This is a genomic window from Streptomyces sp. yr375, from assembly GCF_900110755.1.
Taxonomy (GTDB): domain Bacteria; phylum Actinomycetota; class Actinomycetes; order Streptomycetales; family Streptomycetaceae; genus Streptomyces.
In genome coordinates, this window is sequence record NZ_FOFF01000045.1 from 1 (window position 1) to 20,405 (window position 20,405).

The following is a 20,405-nucleotide window of genomic DNA, read 5'->3' on the forward strand; positions in this document are numbered from 1 at the left end:
CTGCCCGTGCCCGGACGGCTGCGGGCCGTGCTGCTGGAGCAGGTGCGTACGCTGCCCGAGACGGTGCGGCACACGCTCCTCGTCACGAGCGCCGCCGCCCGCCCCAGCCTCACCCTGCTGCGCGCCGCCGGGCTCCGCGACCCCGCCGCCGACCTCGCGGCGGCCGAACGGCTCGGTGTCGCGACGGCCGACCCCTGCGGAGCCATACGTTTCCGGCATCCGCTGCTGCGCGCCGCCGTCTACGCCGACGCTCCGGAGTACGGCCGCAGGCAGGCGCACGTCCTGCTGGCCCGTACGGTCACCGAGCCCGTCGAGCAGGCCCGCCACCTCGCGCTCGCCCACCCGCACGAGGACGAGACCACCGCCCGCACACTCATGTCCGCGGCGGAGTCCGCACGCCGCGACGGCGCACCCGACGCCGCCTTCGAACTGGCCGAACTCGCCGCCCGGCGAACTCCCGGCGACCGCCTCGCGGATCGCGCCGTCCGGCTGCTGGCCGCGGCCGAGTACGCGTGCGACGCCGGGCAACTGGAGGAGGCGGAGCGGGCGGCCGGGACCGTCCTCGCCGAGTCGGGCTCCGCACGGCAGCGGGTGCGGGCCCGGCTGATCCTGCTGCGCAACGCCGGGCAGGCCCTGGAGGGCACCCGCGACCTGATCGAGGAAGGCCTGCGGGACGCCGGCGGCGACCCGGAGGCCGAAGCATGGCTGCACCACTGGGCGGCCGTACGCGGCCTGCTGTGCGGGGAGTTGGCGCAGGCGGCCCGGCATGCCCAGCGCGCCGCCCGGCAGGCGGCCGTGGCCGGCGACACGGACACCCGGATCGGGGCGCTCGCCACCCTCGCCCGGGTGCGCTCCCTGGCCGGGGAGCCGGTCGCCGCCGACGCCGCGCTCGAGGAGGCGCTCGCCCTACTCGGCGGCGCCGACGCCGGCCCGGAGAGCTGGGGACTGATCCGGATGCGGGCCATCCTCGCCCTGGACTCCGACAAGGTCACCGAGGCCGGGGAGCAGGTCGCCCGGCTCCTCGCGAGGATCGGCGAGTTCGCCGGGGTCGAGGAGGTCATGGCGACCCTGGTCGCGCTGACCCGTATCCAGGTGCGCTCCGGGCACTGCCGGGAGGCGCTGCGCACCGCCGCCCGCTGCTCGCGCGCCCTGACCGAGACGGGCGTACAGGCGGCCCCCGCGCTGTACGCGGCGGCGCTCGCGGCGACCGCGGGCGGCAGCGCCGACGAGGCCCGCCACCTCGCCGAGCAGGCGGTACGGGCCTGTGAGGCCAACGGCGACCGGCTGTTCCTGCTGCGCGCCCTGGCGGTGCTCGGGCAGGCCGAGCTGCTCGCCGGCGACCCGCGGGGGGCGGCGGCCGCGGTCGAGGCACTGGAGCGCGTCAGGGAACTCGGCGCGGCGATGGGGGCCGCCGACCCGCCGTTGCTGCACTGGTCCAGCGACCTGGCCGAAGCCCTGGTCGTCCTCGGCGACACGGACACGGCCGGGGCGGTGATCCGGGAGGCCCGCGCGCGGGCGTCCGGCGACGCGCCCGGGAGCGTACTGGCGGCTCTGGAGCGGGCGGAAGGGCTGCGGGAGGCGGGGCTCGGCCGGGCGAAGGAGGGGGCGCTGCTGCTGCGTACCGCCGTGGAGCGGCTGCGGCGGCTTCCGCTGCCCGTGGAGCTGGTGCGCACGCTGGTCGCGCTCGGCGCGGTCGAGCGCCGCGCGCGCCACCGGAACGCGGCGCGGGCCGTCCTCGGCGAGGCCCTGGAGACTGCGACGCGGATCGGCGCGGCGCCGCTGGCGGCCCGCGCCAGGGACGAACGGGCGCGGCTGGAAGCCGGGGAGCGCGGCGGTGAGGCGGGCGCGGGCGGGCCCGAACTCACCCCCAGTGAGGCCAGGATCGCCGGGCTTGTCGGCGGCGGGGCCACCAACCGGGAGGTCGCCGCGGAGTTGTTCATCAGCGTCAAGACGGTGGAGGGCGCGCTGTCGCGGGTCTACCGCAAGTTCGGGGTCCGCTCGCGCACCGCGCTCGCCCACGCGATGACGGTCGCCGTCCTCGCGGCCGGGGCGGCGGCGACCGTGGATTCCGCCGACGACGACCAAGTCAAGCCCCCGACCCAGGCGGTGATGACGAGTCAGCCCGATCCCGGTCGAACTTCCCGTACCCGACAACGCCGTTGACGTGACATGCGCCGTTAACACGTGACGCAAGGGTTCCCCCGCTTATGCGGGTGGGGCCGGTGTTCCTACGGTGAAGCCGTTCCCCTTCCGGGACACCACCCCACTCTCCGCCGACCTCGGCTTCGCCAACCCCGCCCTCTACGCGGCGAACGGCACCGGCTTCCACGACATCACCAGCGGCAGCAACGGCGCCTACTCCGCGGCCACCGGCTGGGACTTCACCACCGGCTGGGGCTCGTACAACGCCGCGACCCTCGCGAAGAAGCTGCTCGGCTGACCTCAACGGCCGAAGGGCACCCACCTAAAGCGCGGGCCGGGATCACTCCCGGCCCGCGCTGCGGTGCGTGCGGGTGTGCGGGTCTGCGACGCGTGTGATGCGGCGGAATCAGAAGAGGACGCTGCTTTGGGCCTTGGCGAAGCCGGCGAGCAGGACGGCGAAGCCGCCTATCTCGCCGAGTATCAGGGTGAGCAGGACGAACAGATGGCCGCGCGGCGGGTTGTGCATCTGGTTGTCGGTTCCGCCCTGCACCGCGAGCCGGATGTAGTTTCCGATGGTCCCCACGAACAGCAGGATGATCACGGTGGCCGCGGTCCCGTTGACCGTGGCCGACCAGCCGGAGAACTGGACGAGGACGGCGATGAGTTGGGTCGCGAACGCGTACAGCAGCGCGGAGCGATGAGCGACGTCGACGTAGGGATGGGCACGGCCGTCCGGCGAGCCGGTCATGGCGAACCACTTCCAGACACCGAGGAACAGTGCCAGCAGGAAGATGAGTCCGGAGGCCAGCAGCGCCCATGCTGTGGCTGTGTGAAGGGTCATCAAAGTCTCCAAGTGAGGGCAGGCGAGACGGCCCGAAGAAACGGGCACAGGAGGGAGGTTCGCGTCACGTCCACGCGTGGGGCGGCTCCCGCAAGGCGTGCCACCGGGTCGGGGCAGACGGCATCAGCGGCCATCACATTACCCGAGGCCGGAAGTTGACCCTCGATCAGACTCTCGACCCTCCAGCGAAGCCGCCGGTCAGGTCGTCTCTCCCCCCCTTACGCCGGTCTCTACGCCCGTCTCTGCGTCGTCCTCAGGCCGCCGGACTGGTTCCCGTCCTGGTCGGCGGGGTTTCAGGGGTGTGGGGGTAGGCGGCTGTGCGGTGTTGGAAGGAGAGGATCTTCGGGTTCTGGATGTTGCCGTCGCGGATCTCGATGGCCTTCTTGACCGTGACGTCGGCGTCCCAGGCCGCCGGGCCGCTCATGACCTTGCGCAGGTAGGGCAGCAGCGCCTCGCTGATCTCCCAGGTGGCGGAGTTCCACAGGTGGGACGGGCTGTGGTCCACCGCGTAGTAGTGGCACCCCGGGCCGACCGTGGACATCGGGTCGCCGAAGCCGCTCGGGCGGGCCCACTCGAAGCCCATGCCCTCGTCGCAGGCGACGTCGATGAAGAAGGTGCCCGGCCGGAAGAGGGCGAGGTCCTCGTCGGTGACGAACATGAGCGGCGCGTCGGTGTCCTGGAGAACGCAGTTGACGATGATGTCGAACCCGGCCAGGTACTCCGCCAGCGGCACGGAACCGGCCGCGGTGACGGCCCGCAGCTTCGAGGGATCGTCCGCCTCCTCCTCGAAGTGGCCCATCACGACCGACGGCATCGGCGAGGCCACCGCCGCCGCCGCGCGCTGGGTGAGGACCGTGACGTCGGAGACCCCCATGGCGCCCAGGCCCGTGACCGCTCCGCGCGCCGTCGCGCCGAAGCTGATGACCACCGCGCGCAGCCGACGCCCGTAACTGCCGGTCAGCCCGCCGAGCTGGAGGGCGTGCAGCACCGAGCAGTAGCCGGCGAGTTCGTTGTTCTTGTGGAACACATGGACGCTGAAAGCGCCCGTGGAGGTCCAGTGGTTCATGGCCTCCCAGGCGATCAGGGTCAGCCGTCGGTCGATGGCGATCTGCGTCATCTTCTCGTCCTGCACGCAGTGCGGCCAGCCCCACAGCACCTGGCCCTCGCGCAGCTCGGCGATGTCCTCGTGCATCGGCTTGGGCAGCAGCAGGACGTCGCACTCGGCGACGAGGCGTTCGCGGGAGCGCAGGCCCGCCACGAGTGGTCGCAGCGCGTCGTCGGCGACGCCGAAGCGTCGGCCGTAGCCCTGCTCGAGGAAGATCCTCGCGCGGACGTCCGGGGCGATCCGGTCGAGGTGGCGGGGGTGCAGCGGCAGACGGAACTCGTTCTCCTTGTGAGAGGAGGCAAGCACTCCGAGACTCATCAGACTCATGTGGGGCGGCTCATTTCCGACCGGACGCGATGCGTCCGGCATTGCCGTTCCCCGAGGGCGACGCCGAAACGGAGACGGCGTGCGAGGTGCGCTCGGTACTGCCACCGTACTCCCGTCCCGGCGACTCCGGTGAGGTCAGAGGCCTGGACGGCGTTCCTGGTGGGCCGGTGCGAAGGGCTTCGGGACCATACCTGACAATTGACGCGTAAACGCGACCCGAACACCGTTCGGGTGGTCGAACATGCCCGGCCCGCCCGACCCTCCCCCCTTCCCTCCCCACGACAGAAGGACTCCGCGCCGATGAAACTCGACATGTTCAGCGAGATCCAGGACCCGCGACCGTGGTCCCCGGACCACGAGCACACCCGCATCACGGAGGCGCTGGAGCAGGCCAGGCTCGCCGACGAGCTGGGCTACGGCTGCTGGTGGCAGGTCGAGCACCACGGCGCCGAGGAGCACAGCCTCTCCTCGGCGCCCGAGCTCTTCCTCGCCGCCCTCTCCCAGCAGACCCGGCGGATACGGCTCGGCCACGCCGCCGTCCTCGCCCCCACCGCCATCAACCACCCCATCCGCATCGCCGAACGGGCCGCCATGCTCGACCACCTGAGCAACGGCCGGGTGGAAATGGGCCTGACCCGGTCGACGGCGCCCGAGTGGCGGCTGTTCGGCATCGACCCGGCGGGGGTCCGCGACCAGGTCGCCGACACGTTTCGCCAGGTGCCCCGGATGTGGGCCGGCGACACCACCGTCACCGGCGGTGTCCCGGTGCTGCCCGCGCCCTACCAGCGCCCGCACCCGCCGCTGTGGCAGGCGGCCTCCACCCCCGCCTCGTTCGAGGAGGCCGGGCGGCGCGGGGTCGGGGTGCTCGGCACCACGCTGTGGGAGCCGCTCGACCGGGTGCGGCGGCTGGTCGAGCTGTACCGGACGGCCGCCGCCGACTGCCGGGAACCGGTCGGCGCGTTCGTCAACGACCAGGTCGCCTTCTTCACCTTCGTGCACTGCGCCGAGACCGACGAACAGGCCATGCGCGACGGCGCGGCAGCCGCGGCCGCCTGGTACACGGCCCGGGCGCTGGTCTTCTTCGAGGCCGCCGAGGCGTTCGTCGAGAACATGGCCCGCGAGCAGGCGCTCGTCGACGCCCCGGACGGTGGCGGTCTGGCCGGCGCCTTCCTGCGCGCCGAGTCCGCGGCGTACGGCGGCCCGAACCGCGCCCAACTGGCCATCGGCCGCATCCTCCAGGGCGAGACCGTCCCCGACGACGAGCTCTTCGAGGCCCTCAGCGAACAGGACTCCCTGATCGTCGGCAGCCCCGAGACCTGCCGCAAGAAGCTCCGCGCCTACGCCGACCTGGGCATCGACCGCCTCATGTGCTTCCAGCAGGTGGGCGCCCTGCCCCACGAGAGCGTCCTGCGCAGCATGCGGCTGATCGGGGACCTGATCCCGGAGTTCGACAGCGAACCCGCCGTCACGCCTGCCGTCACGCCTCTCGGCTGACGAACACGTCCAGCGCTGTCGGGTCGGCGAGCGGCCCCGGTCCATCACATCGGCCGGGGCCGCTGGTCCTGGGGTTGCGCGTCGAACTCGGCGCACGGTGAGCGACGGACTCACGGAGCAACGGACTCGCGCCGTTCCCTTGTGGAGGCGCGTCGGAGGTGGAGCCGTCTGCGTGAGCGCGCGCTGTGGGGATCCGTCGGGGCCGGCGGTCCCAGGACCGGTGTCCCGGAGCGGCCGTAGTGGAAGGCGACGACGCGCGCGCCGCGCTGCGTGTTGAGCATGTGGATGAGGAGCACCCCGAGCGCGATCATCGCCAGGATCACGATCACGGTCACGAACGTCACCATCGTCCTCACCTTCCCGTCGGCTGGTACGGCGGCGCGGTGGCCATCAACCGGGGGTTGCTTCGAGCCTACTCCCCGGGCTGGGCCGACGGAGCGGACCGCAGCCGAAACGGCCGGTCCAGGCCCCCGGTGCGCCTGTGGTAGCTTGCCGAAGCCAGTCGTACCCATGTGCGTATTTGTACGTGCACGGGTCAGGGAATCCGGTGTGAATCCGGAGCTGACGCGCAGCGGTGAGGGCGACGGGCGGGGCACTGGCCACTGGAGCGCGAGCGCGGTCCGGGAAGGCGTCTCGTCCGGTTGACCCCGAGTCCGAAGACCTGCTGGCGGCCTCCGACGTCGGAAGACGGCCGGGGGAGCACCGTACGACCGGGCTTCGCGCAAGGGCCCTCGACGCCGAAGGAAGTTCCGTGCCGCTCGCACGCCCCGTCCCCCCTGCCCGTCCGGTCCGTCCTGCCGTGCTGTTCCTGGCCGGGGCGCTGCTGCTGACCGGCTGCGGGGGTTCGACCGCCACCACCGGCTCGTCCGGCTCGTCCGGCTCGTCCGGCTCGTCCGGCTCGTCGGCCAAGGGCTCGGGATCCGGCGGTTATCCGGTCACGCTCGACAACTGTGGGCGGAAGGTCCGCGTCGACGGGCCGCCGAAGCGGGCGGTCTCCCTCAACCAGGGCACGACCGAGATCATGCTGTCCCTCGGGCTGGCCGACCGGATGGCGGGCACCGCCACCTGGACCGACCCGGTGGCGAAGGGGCTGGAGAAGGCCAACGCGAAGGTGAAGCGGCTGGCCGACCTGGCCCCCTCCTTCGAGAAGGTCCTGGACGCCGAGCCCGACTTCGTCGCCTCCTCCTTCGCCTCCACCCTCGGCAAGGGCGGCGTCGCCACCCGCGAGCAGTTCGAGAAGCTCGGCGTGCCCACCTACCTCTCCCCCTCCGACTGCGTCGGCAAGGACAACACCGGCGACGGCGACGGCTCGCGCGCCGAGCCGCTCACCATGGACGCGGTCTACGGCGAAGTCACCGACCTGGCCAGGATCTTCGGCGTCGAGGAACGCGGCACGAAGCTCGTCGCCGGTCTCAAGGCCCGGGTGGCCAAGGCCGTCTCTGGGCTCGACGCCAAGGACGTCACCCTCATGTACTGGTTCGCCAACTCCCAGTCCCCGTATCTGGCGGGCTGCTGCGGCGCGCCCGGCATCATCACCCGCGAACTCGGCGCGAAGAACGCCTTCGAGGACAACCACGACGAGTGGCCCCAGGTCAACTGGGAGACGGTCGCCGACCGCGACCCCGACGTCCTGGTCATCGGCGACCTTAGCCGTAAGCAGGAGACGGCCGAGACCGCCGCGAAGAAGATCGATTTCCTGGAGTCCGACCCGGTCACGAAGAACATGACGGCGGTGAAGAAGAAGCGGTACGTGCTGCTGTCCGGGCAGGCCATGAACCCGACGATCCGGACCGTCGAGGGCGTGGAGAAGGTGGCGGCGGCGCTGCGCGAGTACGGCCTCGGGGGATGACCGACGACGCCTTGCCGACCGCGACCCCGGCCGCGCCCTCGGCGGCGGTGCGCGGGCTGCGGGGCGCGCTGCTGTGGGCGACGGGGCTCGCGCTGCTGTCGCTGTCCGTCGCCGTGGCGATCACCATCGGCCCGGCCGACATCGCCGTCGGTGACGTGTGGGCGACGGTGGCCGCCCATCTCGGCTGGGGGCACGCGGAGTTGACGCCGATCCGGGACGGGATCGTATGGAATCTGCGGCTGCCGCGCACGCTGCTGGCCGCCGTGTGCGGGGCCGGGCTCGCCGTGTGCGGCGCGGTGATGCAGTCGCTGCTGCGCAACCCGCTCGCCGACCCGTTCGTCCTCGGCGTCTCCTCCGGGGCCTCGACCGGCGCGGTCCTGGTCGTCGTCCTCGGTGTGGGCGGCGGTGTCCTGTCGGTGTCCGGGGGCGCGTTCCTGGGCGCTGCGCTCTCCTTCGCGCTGGTGCTGCTGCTCAGCCACACCCTCGGCGGCACCACGGACCAGGTGGTGCTCGCCGGGGTGGCGGCCATGCAACTGTTCTCCGCGCTCACCTCGTTCGTGATCCTGACGGCAGCCGACGCGGAGACCACGCGCGGGGTGCTGTTCTGGCTGCTCGGCTCGCTCAGCGGGGCCGACTGGAGCGAAGTGGGCGTGGGCCTCGCGGTCCTGGTGGCGACGCTGCTGGTGTGCGTCGGCCACGCGACGACACTGGACGCCTTCGCGTTCGGGCAGGACGCGGCCGCCTCGCTGGGCGTGCACGTGGCACGCACCCGGCTGATCCTGCTGTGCGCGACCGCCCTGCTGACGGCCACCCTGGTCAGCTCGGCCGGGGCGATCGGCTTCGTCGGCCTCGTCCTGCCGCACGCCACCCGTGCGCTGACCGGCCCCGGGCACACCCGGCTGCTGCCGGCCACCGCGCTGGCCGGGGCGGTGTTCCTGGTCTGGGTGGACACCCTCGCCCGAACCGTCCTGGACCCGCAGGAGGTGCCGGTGGGCGTGGTGACCTCGCTGATCGGCGTCCCGGCGTTCGTCCTCGTGCTGTACCGGACCAGGAGTACGCGATGACCGACGCCGACTTGTCGTACGAGGGTGCCGGGCTGCGCGCCGAGCGCGTCTCCTACTCGGTCGGCGGCACGCTGATCCTCGACGGGGTCGACATCACCCCGCGCCCCGGAACCGTCACCGGGCTGCTCGGTCCGAACGGCTCCGGCAAGTCCACGCTGCTGCGGCTGCTCGCCGGTGTCCTCGCCCCGGCCTCCGGGGCCGTCACGCTCGACGGCCGCCCGCTGGACCGGGTGGGGCGGCGCGCGGTCGCCCAGCGGGTCGCCGTAGTCGAGCAACAGGCCGACACCCAGGTCGCGTTGAGCGTCCTGGACGTCGTACGCCTCGGCCGGGTCCCGCACCGCCGGGCCTGGAGTCCCGCCTCGGCCGAGGACGAGGCGGCCGTGCGCTCCGCGCTGGCCCGCACCGGTCTGACCGACAAGGCCGACCGCCGCTGGCACACCCTGTCCGGCGGCGAACGCCAGCGGGTCCAGATCGCCCGCGCCCTCGCCCAGCAGCCGCGCGAACTGCTGCTGGACGAGCCCACCAACCACCTCGACATCCAGCACCAGCTCGGCCTGCTGACGCTGATCACCGAACTGCGTCTGACCAGCGTCGTCGCGTTGCACGATCTGAACCTGGCCGCGATGTACTGCGACCGGCTCGTCGTCCTGCGGCAGGGCGGGGTGGTGGCCTGCGGCAGCCCGCGGGACGTCCTCACCGAGACCCTCATCGCCGACGTCTACGGTGTCCGCGCCGCCGTCACCCACGCCGACCCCGACGACCGCCCGCACATACGGTTCCTGGGAGCCGTGCCCACGCCATGAACTCGCCATGACCTCGCCTGGAGGAGTCACCCCGTGACCAGTCGTGTCACCTTCGTCTCGCCCGCGATGAACGCGTCGCTGCGTCAGGCCCGTTTCGACGACGGGGGCTCGATCGACGCGGGCGGGGCGGTACGGGCCCGTGCCCTGGCCGCGAGCCTGCCCGCGGCCGTGAGCGTCGTGACGTCGCCCAGTGTGCGCTGCCGGGAGACGGCGGCGGCGCTCGGTCTCGACGCGGTGGAGGCAACGGGGACAAGGGAGTTGGCGGGGCTGGACGTGGGGCGGTGGCGGGGGCTGACCCTGGGCGAGGTCGGCGCGGATGAGCCGAAGGCGGTGGCCCGTTGGCTCGCCGATCCCGCATCCGCGCCCCACGGCGGGGAGTCCGTCGAGGACTTGTGCGGGCGGGTGACCCGCTGGCTGGAGACGTTGCAGGACACGGGCGGGGGCGGGGGCGGCCGTACGCTCGCCGTCGTCGAGCCGGAGGTCGTACGGGCCGTGGTGGTCCACGTGCTGGGCGCGCCCTCGGCGGCGTTCTGGCGGGTCGACGTGCCGCCGCTGACGGCCACCACGATCAGCGGGCGAAACGGCCGCTGGAACCTGCGACTCGGGGATCCGCTGGACGTTGCCGAACCTCGCTGAGTCCGTCGTGGCCCGCAGAACGCGAGAGGGCCCCCGGATGGTTCCGTGGGCCCTGTCGTGGCGTCGGTCCGATCAAGCCAGGTCAGATCAAGTCAGGTCAGATCGGGTCCGGTCAGGTCAGTGCGGGGCGGCCACCGCCGTGCCCGCGGACAGCGTGGCGGGCTTCGGGTGCAGCAGCCTCTCGGCCAGTTCGCCGAAGACCAGGCCGAAGCCTCCCCACAGCGTGAGCTGCATCGCGAGGGCGGAGAGCCGGAACCGCCACAGCAGGGTGGCCGGGAAGTCCCCCGGCACCTCGTTGACGACGGGCAGGAACTCGTAGGCCAGCCCGATGGCGAGGACGAAGCCGAGGACGGCGACGACGGTGGCGTGCCAGTTGCCCAGCCTCGGCGCGAGCCGCTTGCCGGCGATCACCGCGGCGACCGCGAGGAGCACGCTGAGCACCATCATCAGGAAGTAGAGGGTGGTGCGCTCGCCGATGGTGTCCGGGTCGCCCACGGACGGCGGGTTGGCCGGGTACTTGAGGAACGGCACGACGTACACGGCGAGCAGCGCGGTGCCCGACAGCAGCAGCGCGGTGGCCCGGGGGCCGAAGCGGCCGACGCGGCCGAGCGCGAAGCAGTAGGCGAGGGCGGCGATGCCGCCGAAGGCGACGCCGTAGATCAGAACGCCGGTGGCGAGTCCGGCGGTGGACTGCAGGCTGCGGGAGACGAGTTCGACCTCGTGTCCGTGGGCCGGGGCGTGGGATTCCTCGAAGCCGATGGCGCTGTCGACGGTCGGTTCGCCGAGGAGGTAGGCGACGATCAGGGCGAGCACGCCGGCGCCGAGGCCGGCGAGCATGCCCCGCACGAGCAGGTTTCTTACCGTTGCGGAGTTCACGGGTGTGCTGGTTTCCCCTCGGTCAGTGGCAGGGGAAGCCGAGGAGGTGACGGGCGTCGTGCACCCACTCGTGGACGTCCTCGCCGGAGACGACGGACGTCGCGCCCTGCTCGGCGCCGACGAAGTACAGCAGGACCAGCATCAGGATGCCGAAGAAGACCGCCCAGGGGGCGATGTCCCTCAACGGCAGCTTCGCGGGGATGACAGGGGTGTTGACGGTCGGCTGGGCGACGTGCTGAGCCATGGCAGGGCCTCCTCTGGGAGTTCGCGTCCCATCTCGGTGGTGCAGAGGACGGCGCTCCCGGGTCTGACTAGCGGTTCGCCCCCGTCCAGCGGGGCGGACCGACCACAGTGGCGCGACCGTGCCGGATTCTCACCGGCTTCCGTGATGCCGTCGTCGATAACAGACCGACGGTACCGTGTGTCGCGTTCATGGCCAATAGCGCGCCACCTGGCGTGATCCCGCTCTCCCCCGCCAGGTGGCCCGCGTCACCGTCCCCTACGGTGCCCGGTTCAGTGCGCGGAGTCGGCGTACTCCGCGGCTTCGGCGTGCGTCGCGGGCTCCGCGTCCCGGTCCGCCTGCTGGTCCTGGCCGCCGGTGGTCCGGTGGCGGCCGGGCAGGACCAGCAGGACGAGTACGGTTCCGGCGGCCATGATGACGCCGCCGACGAGGCTGGTGTGGGCGATGGCGTGGGCGAAGGACTCGTGGACCGCGGCGACCAGGGTCTGGGCCTGCTGGAGGCCGCCTTGGGGGCTCTTCGCGACCTGCTCGGCGACCGCGACGCCGCCGCCCACCGAGTCCTTGGCGATGTCCATCGCGGCGGCCGGGAGATGCCCGCCGACCAGCTCGGTCAGCCGGTCCTTGTACGACGTGGCGAGCAGCGAGCCGAGGATGGCGATGCCGAGCGACGCGCCGAGTTCCAGCGCGGTGTCGTTGGCGCCGCCGCCGACGCCGAGCTCCGACTCGGGGAAGGAGCCCATGACGGTGTCGGTGGCCGGTGACAGGCTCAGGCCGATCGCGAAGCCGAGGAGCAGCAGCGGCGCGAGGAAGTCGGTGTACGTGGAGCCCGCCTCGATGCGGGTGAGCAGCAGGACGCCGGCCGTGCCGATCGCCATGCCGGTGCCGACGACGAGCTTGACGCCCAGCCTGGGCGCCAGCCGCCCGGTGACCGCCGCCCCGACGAAGACGGCGCCGGCCAGCGGCAGCAGCCGTACGCCGGTCTCCAGCGCGTTGTAGCCGAGGACGAACTGCAGGAACTGGGTGGAGTAGTAGATCGAGCCGAAGGTGCCGAAGAAGAAGAACAGCACCGCGAGCATGGAGCCGGTGAAGGGGCGCTCGCGGAACTTGCGCACGTCCAGCATGGGGTGGGGGTGGCGCAACTCCCAGGCGACGAAGGCCGGCAGGCCGACGGCGGCGAGCACGGCGGCGGCGATCGGGCCGGTGCCCCAGCCGAAGTGCGGGCCCTCGATGGTCGCGTAGACCAGGCTGCCGACGGTGACGATCGACAGCAGACCGCCGACGTAGTCGATGCCGCCCGCCTTCGCCGCCTTCGACGGCGGGACCAGGAACAGCGCGCCGACGACGCCGAGGAGCGCGACGGGGACGTTCATCAGGAAGGTCGAGCCCCACGCGTGGCTCTGCAGTAGCCAGCCGGCGGCCAGCGGACCGGCGGCGACGGCGAGTCCCGAGGTGGCGCTCCAGGCCGTGATGGCCTTCGCGCGTTCCGCCCTCGGGAAGATCGCCACGAGCAGGGACAGGGTGGCCGGCATGACGACGGCCGCGCCGACGCCCATGATCGCGCGGGCCACGATGACCAGGTCGGTGCCGTGCACCAGCCCGCCCGTCACCGAGCCGGCCGCGAAGATCAGCAGCCCCAGGACCAGCGCGCCGCGCCGGCTGTACTTGTCGCCGATCGAGCCCAGCACGAGCATCAGTGCCGCGTACGGGACGGTGTAGCCGTCGATGACCCATTGCAGGTCGCTGCTGGAGAGCCCCAGGTCCGTCGTCATGTCCGGTGCCGCCACGATCAGCGACGTGTTCGCCATGACCACGATCAGCAGGCTCAGACACAGCACCAGCAGCGCCCACCAGCGCCGTGGATACGGCTCGGTCATCTTCTCGGCGGGCGTGCGGACAACGAGCGGCATCGGGGGGCTCCTGAGGGTGGCGCGGCACTGCGAGCAGTTATTTGCCCAACGATGTGCAGGCTAATTCATTGCTCACCGATGTGCAATTATCCCCTCGGAGCCACCCCCGGAGAGCCGCCCCCGGAGCCCCCGGCGCGGTCAGTGGTGCGGGTGAGTGGTGTGGTCAGTGGTGCGGTCAGCCCTTGGCCGGAGCGGCCGGCGTGGCGGGCTCGGCCGGGGCGAGCACGACGAAGTCGGCGTTCGACGGGTCGAGGCAGACGGCCAGGCGGCCGACGCCCTCCATGTCCGCCGGGCCCATCTGTACGCTGCCGCCGTTCTTGGCGACCGCCGCGACCGCGGTGTCACAGTCGGTGACGGCGAACACCGGGTGCCAGTACGGCCGTCCGCCCGCGAGGGAGAGATCCTCCTTGGCGAGCTCCATGAGGCCGCCCTGCATCCGCTCGTCGGGCTGCCCGGCGGGCGTGATGATGGTGTACGTCCCCTCGCCGCTCGGCATCTCCATGTCGCCGAACCGCCAGTCGAGGACGCCGCCGTAGAACTCCTTGGCCGCCGCCGCGTCGCTCGTGTACAGCTCGGTCCAGGACAGCGAGCCCGGCTTGTCCGCCAGCTCGAAGCCCGCGTTCTTCCCCGGCTGCCAGACGGCGAACTGGCCGCCCTGCGGGTCGTCGAACTGCGCCATCCGACCCCAGTCGCCGAGGTCTCGCGTCGGCACCCGGACCGTGCCGCCCGCGCGCTCCACGGCCCGACTCACGGCGTCCGCGTCGTCGACGGTGAAATAGATCATCCAGGCCGAGCGCGCGCCCTCCTCGGTGAGCTTGCCGAGCCCGGCGACGGTCTTGCCGTCCTTCTGGAACATTCCCCCTTCCATCTCCTCGCTGTCGCCTGCGCCCTCGCCCTCGCCCTCCATGGGCTCGTACTTCCAGCCCAGCACCGCGCCGTAGAAAGCGGCGGTGGCCTTGACGTCGGGGGCGCCCAGGTCGAGCCAACAGGGGGTGCCGGGAGTGGGGTCAGTGGTGATCACGGCGATTCCCTTCGCAGATCCGGTGATTTCAGCCTGACACCGGGCACTGACAATCGCGCGTCGACGCCGCTCCCACCCCCGTCAGGGCCTCCGTGGACCTGCCGCTCCGCGCAGTTGCCGGCGGGCGGCGGCGAGCAGGGCGTCGAGGTCGTCCGCCGTGTGGACGCCGCCGAAGACGTAGTGGTCGGGGCGGGCCAGCACCGCGACGCACGACTGCCGGCCCAGCCAGCCGTCCAGGACGGGCTGCTCCTCGCGGTACTCGTCCGGGCCCTCGATCGTGGTGTCCTCCATCGGCCGGACCAGCCGGACCAGGGTGATCGGGAAGCCGTCCGCCGACGCGTGGGCGCGCAGGGCGGATGCGACCGCCTCCGGGTCCGTGTCGGGCCGCAGGACCAGGCGGAAGGTGCTCCCGGTGAACTCGTCAAGCAGTCCGGTGGCGGACCGGGCGTCGGTCACCCTCGGCTGCGGCAGCAGGTCGCCGCGCGCGGGGAACCCCTCCGGCGCGAGGAAGCCCGCGAGCAGTCCGGGGATCAGGGACTGCCGGACCGTCCCCTCGGGCCGCTCGGCCAGCTCCGCCAGCAGGTCCACGTCCCGTTTGGCGGCCGTGGCGGCGTCCCGTTCGCAGATGACGTGCCCGAACTCCTTCGCCGTGAGCGTGACGTGACGTACGTGCGGGTCGCGCTCGCGTTGGTAGGTGTCGAGCAGCGACTCGTCCGCGCCGGCGCGCAGCCGCAGGGCGAGTTTCCACATCAGGTTGGACGCGTCGCGGATGCCCTGGCACATGCCCTGCGCGAGGAACGGCGGGGTCATGTGCGCCGCGTCGCCGAGGAAGAACAGCCGCCGCACCCGCCACTGCTTCAGGACCAGGGCGTGGAAGCGGTAGGTGGACGCCCGCCACAGGTCGTACTCCCCCGGCGGGAGCCAGCGCGCCAGCAGGCCGCCGATGAAGTCCGGGTCGGTCATGTCCTCGGGCCGCTCGCCGGGGTTGATCATGAACTCCCAGCGGCGGTGGTTCCCCGGCCCCACGACGAAGGTGCTGGGCCGGTCCGGCTCGCAGTACTGGACGTTCGTCCGCGGCAGCCCGGCCCCCGCGCCGGGACGCAGCCGTACGTCCACCACCAGCCACGGCTCGTCGAAGTCCAGGTCGTCCATCCTGAGCCCCAGCCGCTTGCGCGCCGGGCTGCCGCCGCCGTCGCAGGCCAGCACGTACCGCGCGCGCACCGTGCGGGGGCGGCCCGCCGGGTCGACGGCGTGCACGGTGGCGCCGTCGTCGTCGAGGCGTACGTCCGTCACCTCGGTGGCGAGGTGCACGTCGACGCCGGCCGCCCCGTCGAGCCGGCGGCGCAGGGTGGTCTCCAGGTGGGGCTGGTCGAAGACGTAGTTGGGCGCCCAGCCGAGGAGGTGCGGCGGCGGCGCGGCGTCGATGCGCTTGATGACCTGCCCGTCGGCGTTGCGGTACTCGGAGGGCCGGTACGGCATGGTGTGGCCGGCGATCGCGTCGGCCAGCCCGAGGCCGGCGAAGACGCGCATCGCCTCGTGGTCGAACCCGGCGGCCCGGGGCCGCGGCTCGACCTCGGCGGCCCGGTCGAAGGCCACGACCCGCAGCCCCAGGTCGTGCGCGAGGTTCGCGGCCGTGGCCCCGACCGGCCCCAGCCCCACGACCACCACGTCCGCGTCGAAGCCCGCGTCGAACTCCGCGGCGCTCCCGCCGCGCGTATCGCTCCCGGCGTTCGCGGTGCTGTCGTTGTCGGTGCTGTCGGTGTTGTCGGCGCTCTCGGTCACCTGTGGCCCCTTCCGACCCGGCGGAATGAACTCGTCAAACCCAAGACTGTCAAGGGTCTGACAATATCGTGCGGCGCGACGCGATCCGGACGAACCGGGTCCAACGGCTGGTGGGCCCCGGCCCCGGGTGTCAGAGTCTGGGCCATGCCCATCGATGTCGCCGCCCTGCGGACCCACTTCCCCTCCCTCACCCACGGCCTCGCCTTCTTCGACGGACCGGGCGGGACCCAGACCCCCACCCCCGTCGCCGAGGCCATCACCAGAACGCTCACCGGCCCCCTGTCCAACCGGGGGCTCGTCAGCCCGTCCGAGCGCAACGCCGAACAGGCCGTCGCCGACTTCCGGGCGGCCTACGCCGACCTGCTCGGCGTGCCCGCGAGGAGCGTCGTGCACGGGCGCAGCGCCACCCAGCTCACGTACGACTTCTCACGGCACCTGGCCAAGGACTGGCGGGTCGGCGACGAGATCGTCCTCAGCCGCCTGGACCACGACGCCAACGTACGGCCCTGGATACAGGCGGCCGAGCACACCGGGGTCACCGTCCGCTGGATCGAGATCGACGCCGCGACCACGGAACTCGACCTCGACTCCTACGAGCGGGCGCTGTCGCCCCGCACCCGGCTGGTCGCGCTGACGGCGGCGTCGAACGTGCTCGGCACCAAGCCGCCGCTGCGCCGCATCGCCGACCGCGCCCACGAGGCAGGCGCCCTGGTGTACGTGGACGGCGTGCACTACGCCGCGCACCACCTGGTGGACGTGCCCGCGCTGGGGGCGGACCTGTTCGTCTGCTCGCCGTACAAGTTCCTCGGACCGCACTGCGGTGTGCTCGCCGGAGCCCCCGACCTGCTCGAAGCCCTGCAACCGGACAAGCTGCTGCCGTCCACGAACGAGGTCCCCGAGCGCTTCGAGTTCGGCACCCTGCCCTACGAGATCCTGGCCGGCGCCACCGCCGCCGTCGACTTCCTGGCGTCGATGGACACGGCGGATGCGGCGGATACGGCGGGTGCGGCGGGCGGGTCGCGCAGGGAGCGGCTGACGCGGTCGCTGTGGTCGCTGCACGAGCACGAGAACGCGCTGCGCGCCCGTGTGGAGGACGGGCTGCGCGCGCTGGGCGACGCCGTCACCGTCCACTCGAAGGCGGCGGACCGCACCCCGACCGTCCTGATGACGCTCGAGGGCCGGGACGCCCGCGAGGCGCAGGCGCATCTGGCCGCGCGCGGGGTCGTGGCCCCGGCCGGGTCCTTCTACGCCCACGAGCCCTTCACCGCGCTGAAGCTCCACGACCCCGCCCTGCGGGTCGGACTCGCGCCCTACACCGACACCGAGGACGTCGACCGGCTCCTCGACGGCCTCGCCGCGTTCCTCTGACGTGCGCATACCGACTTTCCCCGTTTCCCAGACCTGTACCGTTCGTTTTCTTGAACCGTTCGTGTTTATGGAGTAGGTTCGGTCACATGACAGCGCCCCGTACACCGACCACCGCCGAGGAGCTGCGCGGTGTCGGCCTGCGGGTGACGGCCGCCCGTGTCGCGCTGCTGGAGACCGTGCGCGGTGGCGACCACCTCGGTGTCGAGGCGATCGCCACCGGCGTGCGCGACCGCGTGGGCCACATCTCCGTGCAAGCCGTGTACGAAGCGCTGCACGCGCTGACCACGGCGGGCCTGGTGCGCCGTATCGAACCGCCGGGCAGCCCGGCCCGGTTCGAGGGGCGCGTCGGAGACAACCACCACCATCTCGTGTGCCGCTCGTGCGGCGTCGTCGCCGACGTCGACTGCGCGGTCGGCCACGCCCCCTGCCTGACCGCCGCAGATGACCGCGGCTTCTCCATAGACGAGGCCGAGGTCATCTACTGGGGCCTGTGCCCCGCCTGTTCCACCGCCGCCCGTAACTGAGCACCCGCCGTACCCGTAGTAGTCGTAGGACCAGTAGGACAAGCAGGACCCAAGTACCGCGGGCCCCGAGAACCGCGGTACGTGAGCATGTGATCCGACCACCCAGAAGGATTCCCCCATGACCGAGAACCATGATGCGATCGTGACCGACCCGAAGGCGGCGGAGGCAGGTGGCTGCCCCGTCGCGCACGGTCGCGCCGCGCACCCGACCCAGGGCGGCGGAAACCGCCAGTGGTGGCCGGAGCGGCTCAACCTGAAGATCCTCGCCAAGGACCCCGTCGTGGCGAACCCGCTCGGTGCGGACTTCGACTACGCCGAGGCCTTCAAGAACCTCGACCTCGCCGCCGTGAAACAGGACATCGCCGAGGTGCTGACCACCTCGCAGGACTGGTGGCCGGCCGACTTCGGCAACTACGGCCCGCTGATGGTCCGGATGGCCTGGCACAGCGCCGGCACCTACCGCATCAGCGACGGCCGCGGCGGTGGCGGTCGCGGCCAGCAGCGCTTCGCGCCGCTGAACAGTTGGCCGGACAACGGCAACCTCGACAAGGCCCGCCGCCTGCTGTGGCCCGTCAAGAAGAAGTACGGCCAGTCCATCTCCTGGGCCGACCTCATGATCCTCACGGGTAACGTCGCCCTTGAGCAGATGGGCTTCGAGACCTTCGGCTTCGGCGGCGGCCGCGCCGACGTCTGGGAGGCCGACGAGGACGTGTACTGGGGTCCCGAGACCACCTGGCTCGACGACCAGCGCTACACCGGCGACCGCGAGCTGGAGAACCCGCTCGGCGCCGTGCAGATGGGCCTCATCTACGTCAACCCGGAGGGCCCCAACGGCAACCCGGACCCGCTGGCCGCGGCCCGCGACATCCGCGAGACGTTCCGCCGCATGGCGATGAACGACGAGGAGACCGTCGCCCTCATCGCCGGTGGCCACACCTTCGGCAAGACCCACGGCGCCGGCCCGGCCGAGTCCGTCGGCGCCGACCCCGAGGCCGCCGCCATGGACGCGCAGGGCCTGGGCTGGAAGTCCACCTACGGCACCGGCAAGGGCGGCGACGCCATCACCTCCGGTCTCGAGGTCACCTGGACCACCAAGCCCACCCAGTGGAGCAACGACTTCTTCGACATCCTCTTCGGCTACGAGTGGGAGCTCACCCAGTCCCCGGCCGGCGCCAACCAGTGGGTGGCGAAGGACGCTCAGGCGATCATCCCGGACGCGCACAGCGGCGCCAAGAAGCTGCCCATGATGCTCACCACCGACCTCTCGCTGCGCTTCGACCCGATCTACGGCGAGATCTCGAAGCGCTTCCACGAGAACCCGGCCGAGTTCGCGGACGCCTTCGCCCGCGCCTGGTACAAGCTGACCCACCGTGACCTGGGCCCGAAGTCCCTGTACCTCGGCGCGGAGGTCCCGGCGGAGACCCTGCTGTGGCAGGACCCGCTGCCGGCCGCCGAGGGCGAGGTCATCGGCGCCGCGGACATCGCGGCCCTCAAGGCCAAGCTCCTCGCCTCGGGCCTGACCGTCTCGCAGCTCGTGTCCACGGCGTGGGCGTCGGCGTCCTCCTTCCGCGGCAGCGACAAGCGCGGCGGCGCGAACGGCGCCCGGATCCGCCTCGAGCCGCAGCGCGGCTGGGAGGTCAACAACCCGGACGGGCTGGCGCAGGTGCTGCGCGTCCTGGAGGGCGTGCAGGCCGAGTTCAACTCCGGCGCGAAGAAGGTCTCCCTGGCCGACCTGATCGTCCTCGGTGGCGCCGCCGCCGTCGAGAAGGCCGCCAAGGACGCCGGTCACGACGTGGAGGTCCCCTTCACGCCGGGCCGTGTCGACGCGACGCAGGAGCAGACGGACGTCGAGTCGTTCGCCGCGCTCGAGCCGGCCGCCGACGGGTTCCGCAACTACCAGGGCAAGGGCAACCGCCTGCCGGCCGAGTACCTGCTGCTCGACAAGGCGAACCTGCTGGGCCTGAGCGCGCCCGAGCTGACGGTCCTCGTCGGCGGCCTGCGCGTGCTGGGCGCCAACCACGGCGAGTCCGCGCACGGCGTCCTCACCGACGCCCCGGGCAAGCTGACGAACGACTTCTTCGTCAACCTGCTCGACCTGGGTACGACGTGGTCGTCGACGTCCTCGGACCAGACCACGTTCGAGGGCCGCGACGCCTCGGGCGAGATCAAGTGGACCGGCACCCGTGCCGACCTGGTCTTCGGCTCGAACTCCGAGCTGCGCGCGCTCGCCGAGGTCTACGCGAGCGACGACGCGAAGGCGAAGTTCGTGACCGACTTCGTCGCCGCGTGGGCCAAGGTCTCCGACCTCGACCGGTTCGACCTGGTCTGATCCCGACCAGAACCAAAACAACTGAAGAAGCCAGAAACCAGGGCGTCCGGCCCGGCCCACACGGGTCGGGCCGGGCGCCCTGGCGCGTTCCAGACG

General features: G+C 72.2%; 18 protein-coding genes and 2 riboswitches. Of the genes, 10 read left to right on the top strand and 8 right to left on the bottom strand.

The window, feature by feature from the left end; all coding sequences use genetic code 11:
• Together BMZ82_RS31235 and BMZ82_RS31240 are read left to right on the top strand one after the other, a co-directional pair.
• A partial coding sequence (locus BMZ82_RS31235; protein WP_093780766.1) for a helix-turn-helix transcriptional regulator occupies window positions 1-2,163 on the top strand: 2,163 nt, incomplete at its 5' end.
• Window positions 2,164-2,233: 70 nt separating this feature from the next.
• The gene (locus BMZ82_RS31240) at window positions 2,234-2,440 is read left to right on the top strand and encodes a hypothetical protein (protein ID WP_093780767.1); all 207 of its coding nucleotides are present in this window, start codon (window positions 2,234-2,236) and stop codon (window positions 2,438-2,440) included.
• A gap of 108 nt (window positions 2,441-2,548) precedes the next feature.
• Here BMZ82_RS31240 and BMZ82_RS31245 read toward each other — a convergent pair whose 3' ends face one another.
• On the bottom strand, window positions 2,549-2,983 hold the full coding sequence (locus tag BMZ82_RS31245) for a hypothetical protein (protein WP_093780768.1): 435 nt from the start codon (window positions 2,981-2,983) through the stop codon (window positions 2,549-2,551).
• A 253-nt stretch (window positions 2,984-3,236) separates the two neighbouring features.
• Window positions 3,237-4,415: a N(5)-(carboxyethyl)ornithine synthase gene (locus BMZ82_RS31250; RefSeq protein WP_093780769.1), complete on the bottom strand. Its 1,179-nt coding sequence runs from the start codon at window positions 4,413-4,415 to the stop codon at window positions 3,237-3,239.
• Window positions 4,416-4,715: 300 nt separating this feature from the next.
• Between BMZ82_RS31250 and BMZ82_RS31255 the strand changes: the two genes are divergently transcribed.
• Window positions 4,716-5,909, top strand: a complete 1,194-nt coding sequence (locus BMZ82_RS31255; protein WP_093780770.1) for an LLM class flavin-dependent oxidoreductase — start codon at window positions 4,716-4,718, stop codon at window positions 5,907-5,909.
• 110 nt (window positions 5,910-6,019) lie between these two features.
• Here the strand turns inward: BMZ82_RS31255 and BMZ82_RS31260 are convergent, their stop codons facing one another.
• Window positions 6,020-6,256 (bottom strand): hypothetical protein, encoded by a 237-nt coding sequence (locus BMZ82_RS31260; RefSeq protein ID WP_093780771.1) that lies wholly within the window; start codon window positions 6,254-6,256, stop codon window positions 6,020-6,022.
• Window positions 6,257-6,402: 146 nt separating this feature from the next.
• A riboswitch (cobalamin riboswitch) is annotated at window positions 6,403-6,592 on the top strand.
• A gap of 68 nt (window positions 6,593-6,660) precedes the next feature.
• Between BMZ82_RS31260 and BMZ82_RS31265 the strand changes: the two genes are divergently transcribed.
• Genes BMZ82_RS31265 through BMZ82_RS31280 form a run of 4 tightly spaced genes read left to right on the top strand, consistent with a single transcriptional unit; the run spans window position 6,661 to window position 10,261 of the window.
• Entirely contained in the window at window positions 6,661-7,758 is a 1,098-nt protein-coding gene (locus BMZ82_RS31265; protein ID WP_093780772.1) for an ABC transporter substrate-binding protein, read from the top strand.
• Window positions 7,755-8,822, top strand: a complete 1,068-nt coding sequence (locus BMZ82_RS31270) for a FecCD family ABC transporter permease (RefSeq protein WP_093780773.1) — start codon at window positions 7,755-7,757, stop codon at window positions 8,820-8,822. Before BMZ82_RS31265 ends, BMZ82_RS31270 begins: the two co-directional genes overlap by 4 nt.
• A complete protein-coding gene (locus tag BMZ82_RS31275) occupies window positions 8,819-9,625 on the top strand; it encodes an ABC transporter ATP-binding protein (protein WP_093780774.1) in 807 nt (268 codons plus the stop codon). The genes BMZ82_RS31270 and BMZ82_RS31275 overlap by 4 nt, the downstream gene beginning before the upstream one ends.
• 33 nt (window positions 9,626-9,658) lie before the next feature.
• Window positions 9,659-10,261: a histidine phosphatase family protein gene (locus BMZ82_RS31280; RefSeq protein WP_093780775.1), complete on the top strand. Its 603-nt coding sequence runs from the start codon at window positions 9,659-9,661 to the stop codon at window positions 10,259-10,261.
• A 117-nt stretch (window positions 10,262-10,378) separates the two neighbouring features.
• On the opposite strand, the gene BMZ82_RS31285 is transcribed toward BMZ82_RS31280, so the two are convergent.
• The 5 genes from BMZ82_RS31285 to BMZ82_RS31305 all read right to left on the bottom strand — a co-directional run bounded on the left by BMZ82_RS31285 (window position 10,379) and on the right by BMZ82_RS31305 (window position 16,088).
• Entirely contained in the window at window positions 10,379-11,137 is a 759-nt protein-coding gene (locus tag BMZ82_RS31285) for a CbtA family protein (RefSeq protein ID WP_093780776.1), read from the bottom strand.
• Between the two features lie 22 nt (window positions 11,138-11,159).
• Window positions 11,160-11,381: a CbtB domain-containing protein gene (locus BMZ82_RS31290; protein WP_093780777.1), complete on the bottom strand. Its 222-nt coding sequence runs from the start codon at window positions 11,379-11,381 to the stop codon at window positions 11,160-11,162.
• A 61-nt stretch (window positions 11,382-11,442) separates the two neighbouring features.
• Window positions 11,443-11,522: riboswitch (cobalamin riboswitch) on the bottom strand.
• A 128-nt stretch (window positions 11,523-11,650) separates the two neighbouring features.
• The gene (locus BMZ82_RS31295; RefSeq protein WP_093780778.1) at window positions 11,651-13,285 is read right to left on the bottom strand and encodes an MFS transporter; all 1,635 of its coding nucleotides are present in this window, start codon (window positions 13,283-13,285) and stop codon (window positions 11,651-11,653) included.
• 175 nt (window positions 13,286-13,460) lie between these two features.
• Window positions 13,461-14,306: a VOC family protein gene (locus BMZ82_RS31300; RefSeq protein ID WP_093780779.1), complete on the bottom strand. Its 846-nt coding sequence runs from the start codon at window positions 14,304-14,306 to the stop codon at window positions 13,461-13,463.
• Window positions 14,307-14,387: 81 nt separating this feature from the next.
• A complete protein-coding gene (locus BMZ82_RS31305) occupies window positions 14,388-16,088 on the bottom strand; it encodes a bifunctional 3-(3-hydroxy-phenyl)propionate/3-hydroxycinnamic acid hydroxylase (protein ID WP_093780780.1) in 1,701 nt (566 codons plus the stop codon).
• Between the two features lie 144 nt (window positions 16,089-16,232).
• Here BMZ82_RS31305 and BMZ82_RS31310 point away from each other — a divergent pair, with 144 nt between their 5' ends.
• From BMZ82_RS31310 to katG, 3 genes are all read left to right on the top strand, one after another.
• Window positions 16,233-17,456: a cysteine desulfurase-like protein gene (locus tag BMZ82_RS31310; RefSeq protein ID WP_093780781.1), complete on the top strand. Its 1,224-nt coding sequence runs from the start codon at window positions 16,233-16,235 to the stop codon at window positions 17,454-17,456.
• Between the two features lie 86 nt (window positions 17,457-17,542).
• Window positions 17,543-17,980, top strand: a complete 438-nt coding sequence (locus BMZ82_RS31315; protein WP_093780782.1) for a Fur family transcriptional regulator — start codon at window positions 17,543-17,545, stop codon at window positions 17,978-17,980.
• A 118-nt stretch (window positions 17,981-18,098) separates the two neighbouring features.
• The gene (katG, locus tag BMZ82_RS31320; protein WP_093780783.1) at window positions 18,099-20,309 is read left to right on the top strand and encodes a catalase/peroxidase HPI; all 2,211 of its coding nucleotides are present in this window, start codon (window positions 18,099-18,101) and stop codon (window positions 20,307-20,309) included.
• The last annotated feature ends 96 nt before the right edge of the window (window positions 20,310-20,405 follow it).

What these genes read in the sequence shown, in the direction of transcription:
- BMZ82_RS31245 (WP_093780768.1), bottom strand. Translation starts at nt 2,983, where the DNA reads ATGACCCTTCACACAGCCACAGCATGGGCGCTGCTGGCCTCCGGACTC.
- BMZ82_RS31250 (WP_093780769.1), bottom strand. Translation starts at nt 4,415, where the DNA reads ATGAGTCTGATGAGTCTCGGAGTGCTTGCCTCCTCTCACAAGGAGAAC.
- BMZ82_RS31255 (WP_093780770.1), top strand. Translation starts at nt 4,716, where the DNA reads ATGAAACTCGACATGTTCAGCGAGATCCAGGACCCGCGACCGTGGTCC.
- BMZ82_RS31260 (WP_093780771.1), bottom strand. Translation starts at nt 6,256, where the DNA reads ATGGTGACGTTCGTGACCGTGATCGTGATCCTGGCGATGATCGCGCTC.
- BMZ82_RS31270 (WP_093780773.1), top strand. Translation starts at nt 7,755, where the DNA reads ATGACCGACGACGCCTTGCCGACCGCGACCCCGGCCGCGCCCTCGGCG.
- BMZ82_RS31275 (WP_093780774.1), top strand. Translation starts at nt 8,819, where the DNA reads ATGACCGACGCCGACTTGTCGTACGAGGGTGCCGGGCTGCGCGCCGAG.
- BMZ82_RS31290 (WP_093780777.1), bottom strand. Translation starts at nt 11,381, where the DNA reads ATGGCTCAGCACGTCGCCCAGCCGACCGTCAACACCCCTGTCATCCCC.
- BMZ82_RS31295 (WP_093780778.1), bottom strand. Translation starts at nt 13,285, where the DNA reads ATGCCGCTCGTTGTCCGCACGCCCGCCGAGAAGATGACCGAGCCGTAT.
- BMZ82_RS31310 (WP_093780781.1), top strand. Translation starts at nt 16,233, where the DNA reads ATGCCCATCGATGTCGCCGCCCTGCGGACCCACTTCCCCTCCCTCACC.
- BMZ82_RS31315 (WP_093780782.1), top strand. Translation starts at nt 17,543, where the DNA reads ATGACAGCGCCCCGTACACCGACCACCGCCGAGGAGCTGCGCGGTGTC.
- katG (WP_093780783.1), top strand. Translation starts at nt 18,099, where the DNA reads ATGACCGAGAACCATGATGCGATCGTGACCGACCCGAAGGCGGCGGAG.